The organism is uncultured Bradyrhizobium sp. (assembly GCF_936943645.1).
Lineage (GTDB): Bacteria > Pseudomonadota > Alphaproteobacteria > Rhizobiales > Xanthobacteraceae > Bradyrhizobium.
In genome coordinates this window covers 11,941-30,207 of record NZ_CAKZJO010000103.1, presented here as the reverse complement: position 1 = coordinate 30,207, position 18,267 = coordinate 11,941, and the positions used below count along the sequence as shown (strand labels likewise).

The 18,267-nt window shown below is 65.0% G+C and carries 13 protein-coding genes and 1 tRNA gene; 7 read left to right on the top strand and 7 right to left on the bottom strand.

The window, feature by feature from the left end; genetic code table 11:
• Positions 1-83: 83 nt before the first annotated feature.
• Entirely contained in the window at positions 84-1,334 is a 1,251-nt protein-coding gene (pepT, locus tag Q0743_RS30025; RefSeq protein WP_298245057.1) for a peptidase T, read from the top strand.
• Positions 1,335-1,405: 71 nt separating this feature from the next.
• On the opposite strand, the gene Q0743_RS30020 is transcribed toward pepT, so the two are convergent.
• On the bottom strand, positions 1,406-2,296 hold the full coding sequence (locus Q0743_RS30020) for a hypothetical protein (protein ID WP_298245056.1): 891 nt from the start codon (positions 2,294-2,296) through the stop codon (positions 1,406-1,408).
• 481 nt (positions 2,297-2,777) lie between these two features.
• On the opposite strand from Q0743_RS30020, the gene Q0743_RS30015 reads away from it, so the two are divergent.
• The 5 genes from Q0743_RS30015 to Q0743_RS29995 are packed head-to-tail and all read left to right on the top strand — an operon-like array spanning position 2,778 to position 9,656.
• Positions 2,778-3,140: a hypothetical protein gene (locus Q0743_RS30015; protein ID WP_298245055.1), complete on the top strand. Its 363-nt coding sequence runs from the start codon at positions 2,778-2,780 to the stop codon at positions 3,138-3,140.
• A gap of 55 nt (positions 3,141-3,195) precedes the next feature.
• Positions 3,196-4,470, top strand: coding sequence for a divalent metal ion exporter subunit IhpA (gene ihpA, locus Q0743_RS30010; RefSeq protein ID WP_298245054.1), 1,275 nt, complete (start codon positions 3,196-3,198; stop codon positions 4,468-4,470).
• Positions 4,467-5,444 carry a divalent metal ion exporter adaptor subunit IhpB gene (ihpB, locus tag Q0743_RS30005; protein WP_298245053.1) on the top strand — a complete coding sequence of 326 codons (978 nt, stop codon included), beginning with the start codon at positions 4,467-4,469 and terminating at the stop codon, positions 5,442-5,444. Before ihpA ends, ihpB begins: the two co-directional genes overlap by 4 nt.
• Entirely contained in the window at positions 5,437-8,667 is a 3,231-nt protein-coding gene (locus Q0743_RS30000; RefSeq protein WP_298245052.1) for a CusA/CzcA family heavy metal efflux RND transporter, read from the top strand. Before ihpB ends, Q0743_RS30000 begins: the two co-directional genes overlap by 8 nt.
• A 2-nt stretch (positions 8,668-8,669) precedes the next feature.
• On the top strand, positions 8,670-9,656 hold the full coding sequence (locus Q0743_RS29995; RefSeq protein ID WP_298245051.1) for a cation diffusion facilitator family transporter: 987 nt from the start codon (positions 8,670-8,672) through the stop codon (positions 9,654-9,656).
• Positions 9,657-9,783: 127 nt separating this feature from the next.
• On the opposite strand, the gene Q0743_RS29990 is transcribed toward Q0743_RS29995, so the two are convergent.
• On the bottom strand, positions 9,784-10,644 hold the full coding sequence (locus Q0743_RS29990; protein ID WP_298245050.1) for a class I SAM-dependent methyltransferase: 861 nt from the start codon (positions 10,642-10,644) through the stop codon (positions 9,784-9,786).
• A gap of 130 nt (positions 10,645-10,774) precedes the next feature.
• On the opposite strand from Q0743_RS29990, the gene Q0743_RS29985 reads away from it, so the two are divergent.
• Positions 10,775-10,851: transfer RNA gene (locus Q0743_RS29985), tRNA-Val, on the top strand.
• Positions 10,852-10,893: 42 nt separating this feature from the next.
• Here the strand turns inward: Q0743_RS29985 and Q0743_RS29980 are convergent.
• The 5 genes from Q0743_RS29980 to tig form a co-directional block, all read right to left on the bottom strand.
• Positions 10,894-11,298, bottom strand: a complete 405-nt coding sequence (locus Q0743_RS29980; protein ID WP_298245049.1) for a GFA family protein — start codon at positions 11,296-11,298, stop codon at positions 10,894-10,896.
• Positions 11,299-11,368: 70 nt separating this feature from the next.
• The gene (gene lon / locus Q0743_RS29975) at positions 11,369-13,792 is read right to left on the bottom strand and encodes an endopeptidase La (protein ID WP_298245048.1); all 2,424 of its coding nucleotides are present in this window, start codon (positions 13,790-13,792) and stop codon (positions 11,369-11,371) included.
• A 326-nt stretch (positions 13,793-14,118) separates the two neighbouring features.
• Positions 14,119-15,390, bottom strand: coding sequence for an ATP-dependent Clp protease ATP-binding subunit ClpX (gene clpX / locus Q0743_RS29970; RefSeq protein ID WP_018642420.1), 1,272 nt, complete (start codon positions 15,388-15,390; stop codon positions 14,119-14,121).
• Between the two features lie 460 nt (positions 15,391-15,850).
• The gene (locus tag Q0743_RS29965; protein WP_298245047.1) at positions 15,851-16,486 is read right to left on the bottom strand and encodes an ATP-dependent Clp protease proteolytic subunit; all 636 of its coding nucleotides are present in this window, start codon (positions 16,484-16,486) and stop codon (positions 15,851-15,853) included.
• Between the two features lie 320 nt (positions 16,487-16,806).
• Complete coding sequence (gene tig, locus Q0743_RS29960) at positions 16,807-18,168, bottom strand: trigger factor (protein ID WP_298245046.1); 1,362 nt, start codon at positions 18,166-18,168, stop codon at positions 16,807-16,809.
• Positions 18,169-18,267: the final 99 nt, after the last annotated feature.

The following is an 18,267-nucleotide window of genomic DNA, read 5'->3' as shown; positions in this document are numbered from 1 at the left end:
TGATCTCATCTCGTTCCGGCCGCAACGCGGCCCGCTTTCTGCTATACCGCCTGTCTTCCCCTGACCCGGCGGTTTGACCAGCAATGTCCTCCCTCACCTTTTCGCACACCGTGACCGAGCGCTTCCTGCGCTACGTCACCATCGACACCCAGTCCGATCCGGATTCGCCTCGCTCGCCCTCGACCGAGAAGCAGAAGGATCTCGGCCGCGTGCTGGCCGCTGAGCTGAAGGCCATGGGCGTCGCCGACGCGCATCTCGACGATTACGGCTATGTCTACGGCACCATCCCGGCCAACACCGACAAGAAGGTGCCGGTGATCTGCTTCTGCTCGCACATGGACACCTCGCCCGACGTGACCGGCAAGGACGTCAAGCCGCAACTGGTGAAGAACTATCGCGGCGGCGACCTCACGCTGCCGGGCGACACCAGCCAGGTGATCCGCTTCAACGAGCATCCGGCGCTGAAGAACCAGATCGGCAACGACATCATCACCACCGACGGCACCACGCTGCTCGGCGCCGACAACAAGGCCGGCGTCGCCGAGATCATGGATGCCGCGCATTTCTTCATCAACAATCCCGACGTGAAGCACGGCACCATCAAGATCCTGTTCACGCCGGACGAGGAGATCGGCCGCGGCGTCGACAATGTCGATCTGAAGAAGCTGGGTGCCGATTTCGGCTACACCATGGACGGCGAGAGTGCCGGCTGCGTCGAGGACGAGACCTTCTCGGCCGACGGCGCCACCATCACCATATCAGGTGTCAGCGCCCATCCCGGCTACGCCAAGGGCAAGATGGAGCACGCGATCAAGATCGCTTCCGCCATCGTCGAGCGCCTCCCGAAGGAAGGCTGCTCTCCGGAGACCACCTCGGGCAAGCAAGGCTTCCTGCATCCGATCGGCATCGAGGGCGCGCTGGAGCAGGCGACGCTCTCCTTCATCGTCCGCGACTTCACCGAGGAGGGGCTGAAGGAGAAGGAAGCCCTGCTCGAGGGCATCGTCAAGGACGTCATGAAGGACTATCCGCGCTCGACCTACAAATTCGAGGTGAAGGAGCAGTACCGCAACATGAAGCAGGTGATCGACCGTCACCCGCACGTGCTGGAATACGCCATCGAGGCGATCCGCCGCGCCGGTCTGCGCCCGATGCGCACCGCGATCCGCGGCGGCACCGACGGCTCGCGCCTGTCCTTCATGGGACTGCCCTGCCCCAACATCTTCGCCGGCGAGCACGCCTTCCACTCGCGGCTCGAATGGGTCAGCCGGCAGGACATGGAAAAGGCGGTAGAGACCATCGTGCACCTTGCGATGATCTGGGAAGAGAAGGCCTGAAGCGTCTTGCAGGCATTCGTAATGGCCGGGCTTGCGCCCGGCCATTTTGCTTTGGAACGCTGTTTCAGTTCTTACGGCACCGGCATCGCGCGCGGATTGCGATGGAAGCGGTTTGAGCTCGCCATCCAGTTCGGCAACGGCTCACCATCGCGATGGCGTCCGCCGGCCACGGCTGCCGCCCAGGCCACCGCGGCGCCGATCAGGGTCGCAGCCGCGATCGAGAACGCCACGATAATCGAGTTGCGCCGCGCCCGGTTGATCGCCGTCTTCGCGTCCACAATCAGCGCATCGACGCGCCGTTCGGCGTCGGGGGCCTGCAGCCCCGAAAGGCCGGCGACCTGCTGCACGAGGTAGGCCCGGTCGTCAGCGCTGACGCCGCTATGACTGGACGAGGTCAGCAGAATGCGCCCCGCTTCGGCACGAGCTTCCCGCAAATCGATGTTGGGCGCGCGACGCGGCGCGCGGAACAGCTTGTCGAGCTCGTAGCTGAGTAGAGGCTCGGCTGAGGACGTAGCGCCGGCCGAGCTGCGCATCGGTGACCGGTCAATCGCGGCGGCGCCGAGCAGCGCGAGCAGAGCTGCGCCGGCCAGCACGGCGAGGGCCCAGGCCGTCAGCCCGTGCAGGCCGTCTCGCCGCTCGCCATCGTCTTCGATCGTCGCCAGCGTCGGCGCCGGGCGCGTGGTGCGGCCTGCGATATAGCCGCCAAAGCCGAAGCTGATGATCGCCTGGATGATCAGATAAAACCCTGAGAGCAGCGCCAGCGCTGCAGAGGCATCGCGCCATGTCGGCGACGCCGAGCTGACGCCGAGACCGACGGCGACGCCAAAGCCGACCAGGATGAAGGACATCGCGCCGGCGGCGAGAGCGCCTGCAAACACCGAGCTCCACTGGATGCTGCGGGGGGCTTCACCCTCCAGGCCGCCCTCGATGATTTCTTCCTGCATGAGAGTCTCGATGGTCATTGCGGCTCTCTCAACGCAGGCCGAAGAACGACAGGATCGCCATGATGACGACGATCAAGCCGATCAGATAAATCAGTCCGTCCATTGTCCATCCTCCTCCGTTTCTTCTGGTCGCTAATCGCGAGGCATGAGGAACGTTCCAAATTCGAGGGAGCAGTGGGAACGAACGGACGAGCTGCGAATTGATTGTGGGAGTCCCAAGGATGAAGATTGTGAGCACAAGGCCTCAGCCGGTCAGCCCGGCTGGGGCCTTTCCGTGTCTGCAATCGCCGCACCTGCTCCTGCCGTATGTTAACGACGCAGCCGGCGGGATCATCGAAGATGCGATCGGGGTGGACGTCCAGATTGGGGAGCGGCGCGTGGATCGATCGCCACGCCTTCGCTGCTGCGGCAATTGTTCCCGGGACGTAACAATGTTGCGGGTCGACACCGTTCCCGCCGCCATGCTAGGCCGGGCGCAGACCGCAATCAGAGTGACGTCGTGCTCGCGAACCGCCAGCCCCGAGGAACTTGCCGTCCGCGCAACTGGCGCGGGCTGCTCTCTTTGCTGATCGCGATCGTGTATCTGTTCGCGGGCGCGCTGCACGGCGCGCACGACATTGACGTCACCACGCCCGGCGGCGGCTCGGAGATCGCCACGGCCCTCGATGCCGCGACGGGCCACAGCGACCACAAGGCGATCGGCGGACATCATTGCCATGGCTGCTTCTCGCTGGCGGTGACACAGCCGGCGCCATCCACCATAGCGACGCCGCTTGTGTCGGCGACGAGCCCGCAACCTGCACCCCGGCTCGCCGGCATCATCCCCGATACCGACTCTCCCCCTCCCAAGCCTATTGCCTGAGCGGATTGGTCGGGCGTTCTGCGCCCATTAGGTTCATCCTCCACAGGTCGGTTTCATGTTTTGCAGGGGAAAGGCCGCGCGCCTCGTGTGCGCGGCGACGTGTCTGATTGTCGGATCGGCGCTTGCGCCGTCGCACGCCCAGACTTTGACGATGCGGAGCGCGCTCTCGCGCGCGCTGGCCGCGAGCCCGCGGCTGACGGCAGCCGAGCGCGACGTCGGCATCGCCACGGGTCAACGCATCCAGGCGGGCGCCCTGCTCAATCCGGAACTGTCCTATGAACAGGACAATTCGTTCGGCTCCGGCATCTATCGCGGAACCAAATCGGCCGAGACCACGCTCCAGATCAGCCAGGCCTTCGAGCTGTTCGGCAAGCGCGACGCGCGCATCGCAGCCGGCGCGGCCGGCGTCGAAGTCGCCGCGATCCAGCGCAAGGCCGCCAGGCTCGAGGTGCTGTCGGAAACCGCGATCGCGTTCCTCAGCGTGCTCGGTGCGCAGCGGCGGATCCAGATCCTCGACGAGCAGATCGCGGCGATCGACCGCCTGACGCCGCTGCTGCGCCGCCGCGTCGAGGCCGGGGCCTCCTCGCCGGCCGAGACCGGCCGCGCCGAAGTCGCCTCCGCCCTGGTGAAAGCCGACCGCGAGCGCTTCAAGGCGAGCCTGGCGAGCGCCCGGCGCGAGCTCGCGGTGCTGATGGGCGATCCCAACGCCAGATACGGCGAGGTCTCCGGCCGGCTCGACTTCATGGGCAGGCCGCCGACCTTCCAGTCGGTGGTCGCCGCCATCGACGCCAATCCTCAATTGGTGCGCTGGACCGCAGTCTATGCCCAGCGCAACGCCGAACTGCTGCTGGCGCGGCTCAAGCCCTACCCGGATGTGCGCATTGCTGCCGGCTGGCGCCATTTCAACGAGACCAATGACGATGCGGTGCGGCTGTCCTTGTCGGTGCCGATCCCGGTGTTCGACCAGAACCAGGGCAACATCCTCTCGGCGCAGGAAAGCCTCGCCAAGACCAAGGCCGAGCGCGAGGCCAACCGCAACACGCTGATCGTGATCGCCGGCCGCGCCTACGACTCGCTGCAGGGCTCGCTGCGCGAGCTGGCGGTGCTGCGCGAGACCGCCATTCCCAAGGCCGTCGAAGCCTCCGAGGCGATCTCGCAGGGCTACGGCCAGGGCCGCTTCACCCTGCTCGAGGTGCTCGATGCCCAGGCCAGCGTCACCCAGGCCCGGCTGCGCGAGCAGGAGGCGCTGCAGAATTTCCATGCCGGCGTTGCGACCATCGAAGGCCTCGTCGGCAACCCCTTCACGCTGGCGCGGGGGAGCGCACGATGAAGACGTCTTCCACCTTTCTCGTCGCCATCGTTGCCGCCGCGCTCGGCGCTTGCGCCTATTCCCTGCTCGCCCCCGCCAGGGTCGCGCCCACCGAGCACGCCGAGCATTCCGAACCGAAGAAGCCGAACGACCATGTCGAACAGGACGAGCACGGCGCCGACCGCATCCGCATCTCCGACGTCAAGCTGGCGGCTGCCGGCGTGGTGCTGGCGGAGGCTGCGAGCGCGACACTGAACGAGACGCTCGCCTTCAACGGCATCCTGCGCGCCAATCAGGAGGCCGTGGTCCAGGTGACGCCGCGCTTTCCGGGCCTTGCCAAATCGATCCAGAAGCGCATCGGCGACAAGGTCGGCAAGGACGATCTGCTCGCCGCGATCGAGAGCAACCAGAGCCTCACCGTCTACGAGCTGAAGGCGCCCATTGCCGGCACCATCATCGAGCGGCAGATCTCGCTCGGCGAATACGCCTCCGAGCAGAAGCCGGCTTTCGTGGTCGCCGACCTCTCCACCATCTGGGTCGATCTGTCGATCTATCGGCAGGATCTGCGGCGCGTCCGTCTCAACGACGAGGTGCTGATTGATCCCGACGACGGCCGCGGCGAGATCAAGGGCACGATCTCCTACATGGCACCGATCGGCTCGAGCGAGACCCAGACCGCATTGGCCCGCGTGGTGCTGCAAAATCCCGACGGACGGCTGCGCCCCGGCCTGTTCGTCACGGCAAGGCTGATCCTCGCGGCGCGCGATGTCGCGGTCGCCGTTCGCAAAAGCGCGATCCAGACACTGGAGAACAAGACCATCGTGTTCGTCCGCGAGGACGGCGACAAGATCGAAGCGCGGCCGGTGGAGCTCGGGGATTCCGATCCGCGCCACGTCGAGATCAAGGCGGGCCTCTCCGCCGGCGAGCACTACGTTGCGGAGAACAGTTTTGTCGTGAAGGCGGAGATGGGCAAGGGCGAGGCCGAACATGATTGAGCGCCTCATCGCCGTCTCGCTGCAGCAGCGCTGGCTGGTGCTGCTGATCGCGCTCGGTGCCGTCGCGTTCGGAGCCTGGAATTTCCAGCGCCTGCCGATCGACGCCGTGCCTGACATCACCAACGTCCAGGTTCAGATCAACACCCGCGCCCCCGGCTATTCGCCGCTGGAAACCGAGCAACGCATCACCTTCCCGGTCGAGACCGCGATGGGCGGCCTGCCCAAGCTCGACTACACCCGCTCGCTATCGCGCTACGGCCTCAGCCAGGTGACCATCGTCTTCAAGGACGGCACCGACATCTTCTTCGCTCGTCAGCTCGTCGGCGAGCGGATCCAGCAGGTGAAGGACCAGCTTCCGGCCGGCGTCGATGTCGCGATGGGGCCGGTCTCGACCGGGCTCGGCGAGATCTTCATGTACACCGTCGAGGCCAAGAGGGACGACAAGGCGGGCGCGAAGACGCAAGGCGGCCACGACTATTCCCTGACCGATTTGCGCACCGTGCAGGACTGGATCATCCGGCCGCAGCTTCGCAACGTGCCGGGGGTGATCGAGGTCAACACCATCGGCGGCTTCGAGCGCCAGTTCCACGTGCTGCCGGATCCCGGCAAGCTGATGGCCTATCGGCTCGGCTTCCGCGACGTCATGACGGCGCTCGCCGCCAACAATGCCAATGTCGGCGCCGGCTATATCGAACGCAACGGCGAACAATATCTGGTTCGCTCGCCGGGCCAGGTCGGCAATATCGGCGAGATCCAGGACATCGTGATCGGCTCGCGCGGCGGCAATCCGGTCAGGATCCGGGACGTCGCAACCGTCACGGAAGGCCGCGATCTGCGCACCGGCGCTGCGACCCGCAACGGCGAGGAGACCGTGCTCGGCACCGCCATGCTGCTGATCGGCGAGAACAGCCGCACGGTCGCGCGCCGCGTCGCGGCCCGCCTGGAAGAGATCGCCAAATCGCTGCCCGACGGCGTCGTGACGCGGACCGTCTACGACCGCACCGATCTGGTCGAAGCAACCATCCGCACCGTCAAGAACAATTTGCTGGAAGGCGCGGCGCTGGTGGTCGCCGTGCTGTTCCTGATCCTCGGCAACATCCGCGCCGCGCTGGTGACGGCCTGCGTCATTCCGCTGTCCATGGCCATGACCATCACCGGCATGGTCGAGACCAAGGTCAGCGCCAATCTGATGAGCCTGGGTGCGATCGACTTCGGCATCATCGTCGACGGTGCCGTGATCATCGTCGAGAATTGCCTGCGCATGCTGGCCGAGGCGCAGCGCGAGAAAGGCGGGCTGCTGACGGTCTCGGAGCGGCTGCGCGCGATCCTGCGCGGGTCGAGCGACGTCATCAAGCCGAGCCTGTTCGGGACGCTGATCATCGCGGTGGTCTATCTTCCGGTGCTGACGCTGACCGGCGTCGAGGGCAAGATGTTCACGCCGATGGCGCTGACCGTGCTGATGGCGCTCGGCGCCGCCGTGCTGTTCTCCATCACCTTCGTGCCGGCGGCCGTCGCCATCTTCGTCACCGGCAAGGTGTCCGAGCACGAAAACCTGTTCATGCGGGCAGCCAAGCGCGCCTATCTCCCCCTGCTCCGCCTTGCCATCGACAACCGGGGCGCGGTCGCGATCATGGCCGCGCTCATCGTGATCGGAAGCGGAATCGCCGCGTCGCGAATGGGCGGCGAGTTCATTCCGAGCCTGGACGAAGGCGACGTCGCGCTGGCCTCGATCCGGATTCCCGGCACCAGCCTCACCCAGTCGCTCGACCTGCAGAAGGCACTTGAAAAGCGCATCATGCAGATTCCGGAGGTGAAGGAGTTCTTCACCCGCATCGGCACCGCCGAGATTGCGACCGACCCGATGTCGCCGGCGCAGACCGACGGCTACATCATGCTGAAGCCGCGCGCCGAATGGCCCGACCCGGACAAGCCGAAGGCGGAGGTGATCGAGGCCATCGACCATGCCGCCGACGACATTCCCGGCAGCGCCTATGAGCTCTCCCAGCCGATCCAGTTCCGCGTCAACGAACTGATCTCGGGCGTGCGCAGCGACGTCGGCGTCAAGATCTTCGGCGACGACCTCGACATCCTGCAAGGCGCGGCAAAACAGGTGGAGGCCGCGATCCGCGGCATCCGCGGCGCCAGCGACGTCAAGATCGAGCAGGTCGCGGGCCTGCCGATCCTGACCGTCCGGCTCGATCGCCAGGCGCTCGCCCGTTACGGCCTCAGCATCAGTGAGGTGCAGGGCATCGTGGAGATCGCGGTCGGCGGCAAGTCGGCCGGCAAGCTGTTCGAGGGCGATCGACGCTTCGAGATCATGGTCCGCCTGCCGGAACATTTGCGCGGTAATCTCGAGGCGATCCGGGCCATCCCGATCCCGCTGCCGCCCGGCGAGGATGCCGGCTCCGGCACAGCCATTCGAACCGCGCTGGCCGCCTCGCCCCTCGCCCAGATGCGCTACGTGCCGCTGTCCTCGGTCGCGACCGTCGACGCGACGCCCGGCCCAAACCAGATCAGCCGCGAGAACGGCAAGCGGCGCATCGTCGTCACCGCCAATGTCCGCGCGCGCGATCTCGGCTCGTTCGTCGCGGAAGCCGAGGCTGCCGTGGCCGAAAAGGTCAAGCTGCCGCCGGGCTACTGGATCGGCTGGGGCGGTCAGTTCGAGCAGCTGGTCTCCGCCACCAAGCGGCTGACCATCGTGGTGCCGGTGGCGCTGCTGCTGGTGTTCCTGCTGCTGTTCATGGGCATGGGATCGGCAGCGGATGCGGCGCTGGTGTTCTCCGGCGTGCCGCTGGCGCTGACCGGCGGCGTCGCGGCGCTGCTGCTGCGCGGCATTCCCCTGTCCATCAGCGCGGGCGTCGGCTTCATCGCGCTCTCGGGCGTCGCCGTGCTCAACGGCCTCGTCATCATCGCCTTCATCGAGCGGCTGCGCAGCGAGGGGCGGCCCCTCGTGGAGGCCGTGCGCGAGGGCGCGCTGACGCGGCTGCGCCCGGTGCTGATGACGGCGCTGGTCGCCTCGCTCGGCTTCGTGCCGATGGCGCTCGCCACCGGCGCCGGCGCCGAGGTGCAGCGACCGCTGGCGACCGTGGTGATCGGCGGCATCATCTCCTCGACCGTGCTGACCTTGCTGGTGCTGCCGGCGCTCTACGTGCTGTTCCGGCGTGACGCGCCGAACCAAACGCCTACAATGGCGCCTGATTTGGCGGCTTCCGGGGAGCGCTAGACTTGGGCAGCCACGACCACCACGGTCACGACCATCATGACCATGCCAGCCATGCGCATGGCCATGGTCACGACCACAGCCATGATCATGGACTTGGCCACGCGCACGTCCATGCCCCCGCGAATTTCGGCAAGGCGTTCGCGATCGGCATTACGCTGAACACCGCGCTGGTGGTGGCTGAGGCGATCTATGGCTATATCGGCAACTCCACCGCCCTGCTCGCTGATGCCGGCCATAATCTGTCCGACGTGCTCGGCCTCGTCATCGCCTGGGGCGCATCGATCGCGGCCCGGCGCGCGCCGAGCGGCCGCTTCACCTACGGCTTTCGCGCCTCCACCATCCTGGCGGCGCTGGCGAACGCGGTGTTCCTGCTGGTCGCCACCGGCGCGATCGGCTGGGAGGCGATCCTGCGCCTGCGCGAGCCTGAGCCGATCGCAGGCGTCACCGTGATGGTGGTCGCCGGCATCGGCATCCTCATCAACGGCTTCGCCGCGATGCTGTTTGCGAGCGGGCGCAAGGACGACATCAACATCGAAGGCGCTTACCTGCACATGGCCGCCGACGCCGCGGTCTCGCTCGGCGTCGTGATCTCCGCGGCGCTGATCATCTGGACCGGCTGGCTCTGGCTCGATCCCATCACCAGCCTCGTCATCTGCGCCACCATCCTCTGGAGCACGACCAGCCTCTTGCGCGGCTCCATCGACATGTCGATGGCCGCGGCGCCCAAGGGCACCGACCTTGCCGCGATCAGGACGTTCTTGCTCGCGCGTCCCGGCGTTTCGGCGATTCACGACCTCCATGTCTGGCCGATCTCGACCACCGAGACGGCGCTGACCTGCCACCTCGTGATGCCCGCCAGCACGGACGACGCCTTTCTGATGCAGACCGCGCAGCTGTTGAAGACGACCTTCCGCATCGGCCACACCACGCTTCAGGTCGAGACGCATCCCGACAACGGCTGCGCGCTGGCGCCGGATGATGTGGTGTGAGGGGACACTCGCATCTACCCCCGCCATTGCGAGCGAAGCGAAGCAATCCAGACTCCCACCACGGAGGCAGTTCTGGATTGCTTGGTCGCAAGTGCTCCTCGCAATGACGCGGAGAGAACTCTGCGCCCTACCTCGCCTTCGCCGTCACGATCCAGATCGCGCCCTGAAGCGCCACGCTCTGCCCCTTCAGGAACGGCGCGAGCATCTCGCGGATCGACGCCTTGGCGGCGGCATAGGTCTCCGGCGGATGGCCCTGCAGCGCGCGGCTGGCGGGGCCGATCTGAAGGGCGCCGTCGACCGCCGCGTCGAGGCCGCCGCCGATCGCAACATCCATCGGCAGATTATGCGGCTCCATCGCCACGTCAACGAAGCCCGCGCCCTTGAGGATGCGCGTCACGCGCTCTTCCGAGGCGAAGGCGAACGGGCCTGGCTCCTCCGGCCCCACCGGCGGCATCTTGGGCACGTGCTTGTAGACCGCCATCAGCGGCGCCATCATCCACGGGTTTTCCTTCGGCTCGCGCCAGCAAGCGAAAGCGAGCCGCCCTGAGGGCTTCAGCGCGCGGCGAAGGTTGGCGAAGGATGCGATCGGATCGGCAAAGAACATCACGCCGAAACGCGAGGCGAGCAGGTCGAAGCTCCCTGGCTCGAATGGGTAGACGGTGGCATCCGCCAGCACGAAATCGAGCGGCAGCCCCTTGGGCGCAAACGTGCGTGCCTGCGACAGCATCGGCTCGGAGACGTCGAGGCCAAGCGCAAAACCGTCAGGCGCCACTGCCTTCGCAAACGCGAACGTCGTCGCGCCGGAGCCGCAGCCGACGTCGAGGATACGCTCGCCCGGCTTCGGCTTGGCGCGGTCGATCAGCACCTCGGCAATGGGGCCGAGCAAGCTCTCCTGCGCCGCATGGCGATAGGCCCAGCGCTGCCCGCTGGGGCCGTTCCAATAGGCGATCTGGTCGGCGTTCTCTGCGTGTCCGCTGGGCTGTTGCATTGGGCTCCTCAGTAACTTTGCCTTGCGGTCATATCACGTTGGAGACCAGCCAAGCGGTCAAATGAGCCGGATCTGCGCTGTTGCCGCCCCTTGCTCCTCCCCCCGCCGGAGGGCTAAAGAGAGCGCCGTGGGGCGGTTAGCTCAGCTGGTTAGAGCATCTCGTTTACACCGAGAGGGTCCGCGGTTCGAATCCGTGACCGCCCACCAGCCTTCGCTCGCTTCGCGAGCTACGGCCCGACAAGCCCGACCTCAGTCCTGTGGGCGCCCCGGCAGCAGCGGCACCGCGTCGATCCAAACCGCCGCGGACTGGCACCAGATCTGCCTGACGGGGCGCAATTTGTCGCGCTGGCGGATCGAGCCCCAGCGGATGCCCCAATCGTCGGCCTGGTCGCCCTCGCCGCTGGTGAACAGCGGGGAACCGCAATCGCCGCAGAAATGCTGGAAGCGCATCCGCCCGTTGTCGCCGCGCTTGCCATAGACCTTGGGCGTACCGCCGGTCAGGCGGACATCGGCCTTGGCGCAGATTGCCGTCACCCGGAACGGCGAGCCGGTCAGCGCCTGGCAGTCGGTGCAGTGGCACACCGAGACCGCCTCGGGATCGACCTCGGCCGCGAAGGTGATCTTGCCGCAATGGCATTGCCCGTCGATCTGCATCGCCCTCGTCTCCCTGCCCCAAAACAAAAACGGCGCCCGAAGGCGCCGTTTTATCATCTTTTGCTTGAGATCAGTGAGCGGTCAGGCCGCCGGCGGCTTCGTCACCGTCGGGCTTCACCGTCACCTTGGTGTCCTCTTCCCAGACGATCGGCGTCGGCTTCTTCACCAGCGCCTTGGCGATGACATCGTCGAGGCGGGAGACCGGGATGATCTCCATGCCGCCCTTGATCGCATCGGAAATCTCCGTGAGATCCTTGGCGTTGTCCTCGGGGATCAGCACCGTCTTGATGCCGCCGCGGGCCGCAGCCAGCAGCTTCTCCTTGAGGCCGCCGATCGGCAGCACGCGGCCGCGCAGCGTGATCTCGCCGGTCATCGCGACATCGTGGCGAACCGGGATGCCGGTCATGACCGAGATGATCGCGGTGGCCATGGCGACGCCCGCGGACGGGCCGTCCTTCGGGGTTGCGCCCTCAGGCACGTGGACGTGGATGTCGCGGCGGTCGAACATCGGCGGCTCGATGCCGTAGTTGATCGCGCGCGAGCGGACATAGGACGCCGCAGCCGAGATCGACTCCTTCATCACGTCACGCAGGTTGCCCGTGACCGTCATCTTGCCCTTGCCAGGCATCATGACGCCTTCGATGGTCAGCAGCTCGCCGCCGACATCGGTCCAGGCAAGGCCGGTGACGATGCCGACCTGCGGCTCGCTCTCGATCTCGCCGAAGCGGTACTTCGGCACGCCGAGCAGCTCTTCCAGAGTCTTCTCGGTGACCTTGACCGACTTCTTCTTGGAGATCATCAGCTCCTTCACCGCCTTGCGGGCGAGTGTGGAGAGCTCACGCTCCAGGTTACGCACGCCCGCTTCGCGGGTGTAGCGGCGGATCAGAAGCAGCAGCGCGTCGTCGTCGATCGAGAACTCCTTGGAGTCCAGGCCGTGCTTGGACACCGCGTTCGGGATCAGATGCTTGCGCGCGATCTCGACCTTCTCGTTCTCGGTGTAGCCCGCGATCCGGATGATCTCCATGCGGTCCATCAGCGGTCCGGGAATATTGAGCGTATTCGCGGTGGTGATGAACATCACGTTGGACAGATCGTAGTCGACCTCGAGATAGTGGTCGTTGAAGGTCCCGTTCTGCTCGGGATCGAGGACCTCGAGCAAAGCCGAGGACGGATCGCCGCGGAAGTCGGCGCCCATCTTGTCGATCTCGTCCAGCAGGAACAGCGGGTTGGACGACTTCGCCTTCCGCATCGACTGGATGATCTTGCCGGGCATCGAGCCGATATAGGTGCGGCGGTGACCGCGGATCTCGGCCTCGTCGCGCACGCCGCCGAGCGAGACGCGCACGAACTCGCGTCCCGTCGCCTTCGCGATCGACTTGCCGAGCGAGGTCTTGCCGACGCCGGGAGGCCCGACGAGGCACAGGATCGGGCCCGTCAGCTTGTTGGCGCGCGACTGCACCGCCAGGTACTCGACGATGCGTTCTTTGACCTTCTCCAGCCCGTAGTGATCGGAGTCCAGCACGGCCTGTGCGGCTTCCAGATCCTTCTTCACCTTGGACTTCTTGTTCCACGGAATCGACAGCAGCCAATCCAGATAGTTGCGCACGACGGTCGCCTCCGCGGACATCGGCGACATCTGGCGCAGCTTCTTCAATTCATGCTGCGCCTTTTCGCGCGCTTCCTTGGAGAGCTTGGTCTTGGAGATCTTCTCTTCGAGATCGGCGAGCTCGTCGCGACCGTCGTCGTCGCCGAGTTCCTTCTGGATCGCCTTCATCTGCTCGTTGAGATAATACTCGCGCTGGGTCTTCTCCATCTGGCGCTTGACACGCGAGCGGATGCGCTTCTCGACCTGCAGCACCGAGATCTCGCTCTCCATCAGGCCCAGCACCTTCTCCAGGCGCGTGGTGACGGACAGCGTCTCCAGGATGCCCTGACGATCGGCGATCTTGACCGCGAGATGCGAGGCGACGGTGTCGGCGAGCTTGGCGAAATCGGTGATCGCCTGCACGACGCCGACGACCTCGGCCGAGATCTTCTTGTTGAGCTTCACATAGCTCTCGAAGTCGGACACGACCGAGCGCGCCAGTGCTTCCGCCTCGACCGACTTGGCATCGGTGTCGGCGAGCGCAATTGCGGTGGCTTCGTAATAGTCGGCGCGATCGGTGTACTTCTGCACGCGCGCACGCTCGAGCCCCTCGACCAGCACCTTCACGGTGCCATCAGGGAGCTTCAAGAGCTGCAGCACGCTGGCAAGCGTACCGGTCTCGTAAATGGCATCGGGCGCCGGATCATCATCGGACGCGTTCTTCTGCGTCGCGAGCATGATCAGCGCGTCGTTCTTCATCACCTCTTCGAGCGCGCGAATGGACTTCTCGCGGCCGACGAAGAGCGGAACGATCATGTGCGGGAAGACGACGATGTCGCGCAGCGGCAGCACGGGATAGGCGTGCGTCTCGCCATGGACGATGGTTGGCCGCGGTTTTGGATTAGTCATGGCCTTTTCCTTTTGCTTTGCCCCCTTGCACGCAGTCCGCCGTCTTCATGCGCAACCGCCACAAGGTGCCGAGGTGATCCGAGAAACCGGCCTACCAGTCGAAGGTTGGACCGGCCTTGCCGGATCGGAACTGAGGCGAATCTTGAAGAGAATTCTTGCTCGCCGCCGACATTAGGTGGCTATCGACCCGGGGGGTGTCAAGTCATTGAAAAACGCGCGCCATCAGGCGCTTACGCAACGCGATAAGCGACGCAACACCGGCTGCGGAACAACATTTCCGCAGCCCCAACTCAAAGGTACGATTGGAGCGTTCCAGCGCCGGAAGGTCAGGCGCTGGCGTTCTCGACCGCGCGATCGGTCCGATCGGCGTAGATGTAGAGCGGACGGGCCGTGCCTTCCACGACTTCGCGGGAAATCACGACTTCTTCCACACCTTCCAGGCCCGGCAGGTCGAACATGGTCTCGAGCAGGATCGCTTCGAGGATCGAACGCAGGCCTCGCGCGCCGGTCTTGCGCTCGATCGCCTTGCGGGCAACCGCGCCAAGCGCCTCGTCGGCGAAAGTCAGCTCGATGTTCTCCATCTCGAACAGTCGCTGGTACTGTTTCACCAGCGCGTTCTTCGGCTCGGTCAGGATCTTCTTCAGCGAGGTCTCGTCCAGATCCTCGAGCGTCGCCACGACGGGCAGACGGCCGACGAATTCCGGGATGAGGCCGTACTTCAGGAGGTCCTCAGGCTCGACGTGACGGAATATCTCGCCGGTCCGGCGGTCTTCCGGCGCCATCACTTGGGCCGCGAAACCGATCGAGGTCGACCGTCCGCGCGCCGAGATGATCTTCTCGAGGCCGGCGAACGCACCGCCGCAGATGAACAGGATGTTGGTGGTGTCCACCTGCAGGAATTCCTGCTGCGGATGCTTGCGGCCGCCCTGCGGCGGGACCGAAGCCACCGTGCCTTCCATGATCTTCAGCAGCGCCTGCTGCACGCCCTCGCCCGACACGTCGCGCGTGATCGAGGGATTGTCGGACTTGCGGCTGATCTTGTCGATTTCGTCGATGTAGACAATGCCGCGCTGGGCGCGCTCGACGTTGTAGTCGGCGGCCTGGAGCAGCTTCAGGATGATGTTCTCGACGTCCTCGCCGACATAGCCGGCTTCGGTCAGCGTCGTCGCGTCCGCCATCGTGAACGGCACGTCCAGGATGCGGGCGAGCGTCTGCGCGAGCAGCGTCTTGCCCGAACCGGTCGGACCGATCAGCAGGATGTTCGACTTCGCGAGCTCAACGTCGTTGTGCTTGGTCTGATGGTTGAGGCGCTTGTAGTGGTTGTGCACCGCGACCGAGAGGACCTTCTTCGCATGGCTCTGGCCGATGACGTAATCGTCCAGGACCTTGCAGATTTCCTTCGGCGTCGGAATGCCGTCGCGCGACTTAACCAGCGAGGACTTGTTCTCCTCGCGGATGATGTCCATGCAGAGCTCGACGCACTCGTCGCAGATGAAGACCGTGGGACCCGCGATCAGTTTGCGGACTTCGTGCTGGCTCTTGCCGCAGAACGAGCAATATAGCGTGTTCTTGGAGTCGCTCGTGCCGACCTTACTCATTCATGTCTCCGTCCGCGGTTCGATCCCGTTCCGCTCGATCGCTCCATTCCGGCACGATGGCCAGCATGAAGCTTAAGTAGAGCAAATTCCGTACCAAAAAAGACCCTACGCATTACATCCCGTGCGAATCACGGTCGCTCGATTCTCCGCGATCATAGCCGATCATTCGTAGCCAACCATGCTGTCACCCGACTATCAAGAATTCGCTAATCGGGGGTCGCCGGCTACCCGTGACAATACCGTGATTTCCGGCCTTGGCACGGACGAAGTGACCGAAATCACCCCGGCGTTGCTGGATTGCCACGAAAAACAAGCACGAAAGCGGAACTTTCTGCCTGTCGCAGGGCGCAAAACTGCGTTTTGCAACGCGCACACGCGTCCATAGCGTGAACGCTTCCCTGATGGAGCAACAGGCGATCCCCAGGATTTGCCGAGGGATCGCCGTCGCACGCCCGTAGTGTTACGGGGCCTTCGCCGGCGTCGCTTCCTCAGCGCGCTTGTCGATGACCTTGTCGACCAGGCCAAACTCCTTGGCGTCGTTCGCGGTCAGGAACTTGTCGCGTTCCAGCGCGTCCTCGATCGACTTGTAGGTCTGGCCGGTGTGCTTCACGTAGATCTCGTTGAGCCGCTTCTTCAGGTTCAGGATTTCCTGGGCGTGCAGCATGATGTCGGTGGCCTGGCCCTGGAAGCCGCCGGAGGGCTGATGCACCATGATGCGCGCGTTCGGCAGCGAGAAGCGCATGTCCTTCTCGCCGGCGCAGAGCAGCAGCGAGCCCATCGAGGCGGCCTGCCCCGTGCACAGCGTCGACACCGGCGGGCGGATGAACTGCATGGTGTCGTAGATCGCAAGCCCCGAGGTCACCACGCCGCCCGGCGAGTTGATGTACATCGAGATTTCCTTCTTCGGATTTTCCGCCTCGAGGAACAACAGCTGCGCGACGATCAGCGTCGACATGCCGTCCTCGACCGGACCGGTCACGAAGATGATGCGCTCCTTCAGGAGGCGCGAGAAGATGTCGTAGGCGCGCTCGCCACGGTTGGTCTGCTCGACCACCATGGGCACGAGGTTCATGTAGGTTTCAACCGGATCGCGCATGAGTCACCTAGGGTTTTTGGACGTGGACATCGCCTGTCGTGGCTGCCAGCTGGGCTGGATCTGCCGGAAGGCCGACGGACGTCCCGTGATGCAGGACTTGTTGGTGTAGAGCACTTTTAGGCGGAAGAACTTTTAGGCGCAGACTTGGGTACAGGGCGTACCGACAGATATAGCCCAATTCGCTTCTGACAAGTGCGCAGCGAATTAAGGCTTAATCCGTCGGGCAGTTGAAGCTGATTCGCACAAAGAGGCCCAGCCGGCCATCTGGCTAGCTGGGCCTCTTCGCCGATCATCCTTAATAGATGCCTGCCTCAAACCCTTCAGGCAGCGGTCTTTTCCGCCTCGTCGTCCTTGTAGAGGTCCTCGCGCGAAACCTTCTTCTCGGTCACGTTGGCGAGCTCGAGGATGAAGTCGACGACCTTGTCCTCATAGATCGGTGCGCGAAGCTGGGCGAGCGCCTGGGCGTTGCTGCGGTAATAGTCCCAGACCTCCTTCTCGCGGCCGGGCATCGAGCGCGCGCGCTCGATCACGGCGAGACCGACCTCGTCCTCGGTCACGGTGATCTTGTTCTTCTCGCCGATCTCGGAGAGCACGAGGCCGAGCCGCACGCGGCGGTCGGCGATCTTGCGGTACTCTTCCTTGGCCTTGTCTTCGGTGGTGTCCTCGTCGGCGAAGGTCTTGCCGGCGGAGGCCATCTCCGCGTTGACCGAGTTCCACATCAGATTGAACTCTTCATCGACCAGCGAGGGCGGCGCCTCGAAGCGATGCGCCTCGTCGAGGCGGTCGAGCAGTGCGCGCTTGACGCGCTGGCGCGTCGCGCCGGCAAACTCGGCAACCAGACGCTCGCGCGCGGCTTCCTTCAGCTTGTCCAGCGATTCCAGGCCGAGCGTCTTGGCGAACTCGTCGTCGATCGCAACGTCCTGCGGCGCCTCGATCGTGGTCGCGGTGGTCTCGAACTCGGCCGGCTGACCGGCGAGCTTGTCGTTCATGTAGTTCTTCGGGAACGACACTTTCAGCGTGCGGGTCTCGCCGGCGCCGATGCCGATCAGCTGCTCCTCGAAGCCCGGGATGAAGGTGTTGGAGCCGATCACGACCTGGATGCCCTCACCGGTGCCGCCTTCGAAGACTTCGCCGTTGATGCTGCCCTTGAAGTTGATGGTGACGCGGTCGCCGGATTCGGCCTTGGCGCCCTCGGCCTTCGCGGCATAGCCGCGGTTGGTGTCGGCGATGCGCTTGATGGCCTCGTCGACGTCGGCCTCGCTGACGTCGGCGACGGGCTTCTCGACCTGGAAGGTCTTGAAGTCGGCGAGCGCGATCGCCGGCACCACCTCGATCGCGACCGTGTAGGTCAGGTCGGTCTTGCCGCTCAGCAGCTCCTCGACCTCGGCCTGCTCGCTCGGCATGGTGATCTTCGGCTCGGTCGCAAGGCGGAAGCCGCGCTCGGAGAACAGCTGCGTGTTGGTGTCGCGGATGGTCTGGTCGATGGTCTCGGCCATCACGGAGCGGCCGTAGACCTTCTTCAGGTGCGCGACCGGCACCTTGCCGGGACGGAAGCCGTTGATGCGGACCTTGTCCTTGAGGTCAACGAGCTTGGCACCGGCTTTGGCGTCGAGATCAGACGCGGGAACGCTGATCTTGAACTCGTGCTTCAAACCTTCCGAGAGGGTCTCTGTGACCTGCATGGCGTCCAATCTTCTTCTCGTTCGGCCCCGGCGCGCATGCGTCGGGACGCTGTCATTAATCGATCCGGCACGAGGCAAATGCCTCACTGCCGGTGCTTC

Bases quoted from the DNA above. Each gene is read 5' to 3' on its own strand.
- Q0743_RS30000 (WP_298245052.1), top strand. From the start codon at position 5,437: ATGATTGAGCGCCTCATCGCCGTCTCGCTGCAGCAGCGCTGGCTGGTG.
- lon (WP_298245048.1), bottom strand. From the start codon at position 13,792: ATGACTAATCCAAAACCGCGGCCAACCATCGTCCATGGCGAGACGCAC.
- Q0743_RS29990 (WP_298245050.1), bottom strand. From the start codon at position 10,644: ATGCAACAGCCCAGCGGACACGCAGAGAACGCCGACCAGATCGCCTAT.
- Q0743_RS29980 (WP_298245049.1), bottom strand. From the start codon at position 11,298: ATGCAGATCGACGGGCAATGCCATTGCGGCAAGATCACCTTCGCGGCC.
- Q0743_RS29965 (WP_298245047.1), bottom strand. From the start codon at position 16,486: ATGCGCGATCCGGTTGAAACCTACATGAACCTCGTGCCCATGGTGGTC.
- tig (WP_298245046.1), bottom strand. From the start codon at position 18,168: ATGCAGGTCACAGAGACCCTCTCGGAAGGTTTGAAGCACGAGTTCAAG.
- ihpA (WP_298245054.1), top strand. From the start codon at position 3,196: ATGTTTTGCAGGGGAAAGGCCGCGCGCCTCGTGTGCGCGGCGACGTGT.
- ihpB (WP_298245053.1), top strand. From the start codon at position 4,467: ATGAAGACGTCTTCCACCTTTCTCGTCGCCATCGTTGCCGCCGCGCTC.
- Q0743_RS30020 (WP_298245056.1), bottom strand. From the start codon at position 2,296: ATGACCATCGAGACTCTCATGCAGGAAGAAATCATCGAGGGCGGCCTG.
- pepT (WP_298245057.1), top strand. From the start codon at position 84: ATGTCCTCCCTCACCTTTTCGCACACCGTGACCGAGCGCTTCCTGCGC.
- clpX (WP_018642420.1), bottom strand. From the start codon at position 15,390: ATGAGTAAGGTCGGCACGAGCGACTCCAAGAACACGCTATATTGCTCG.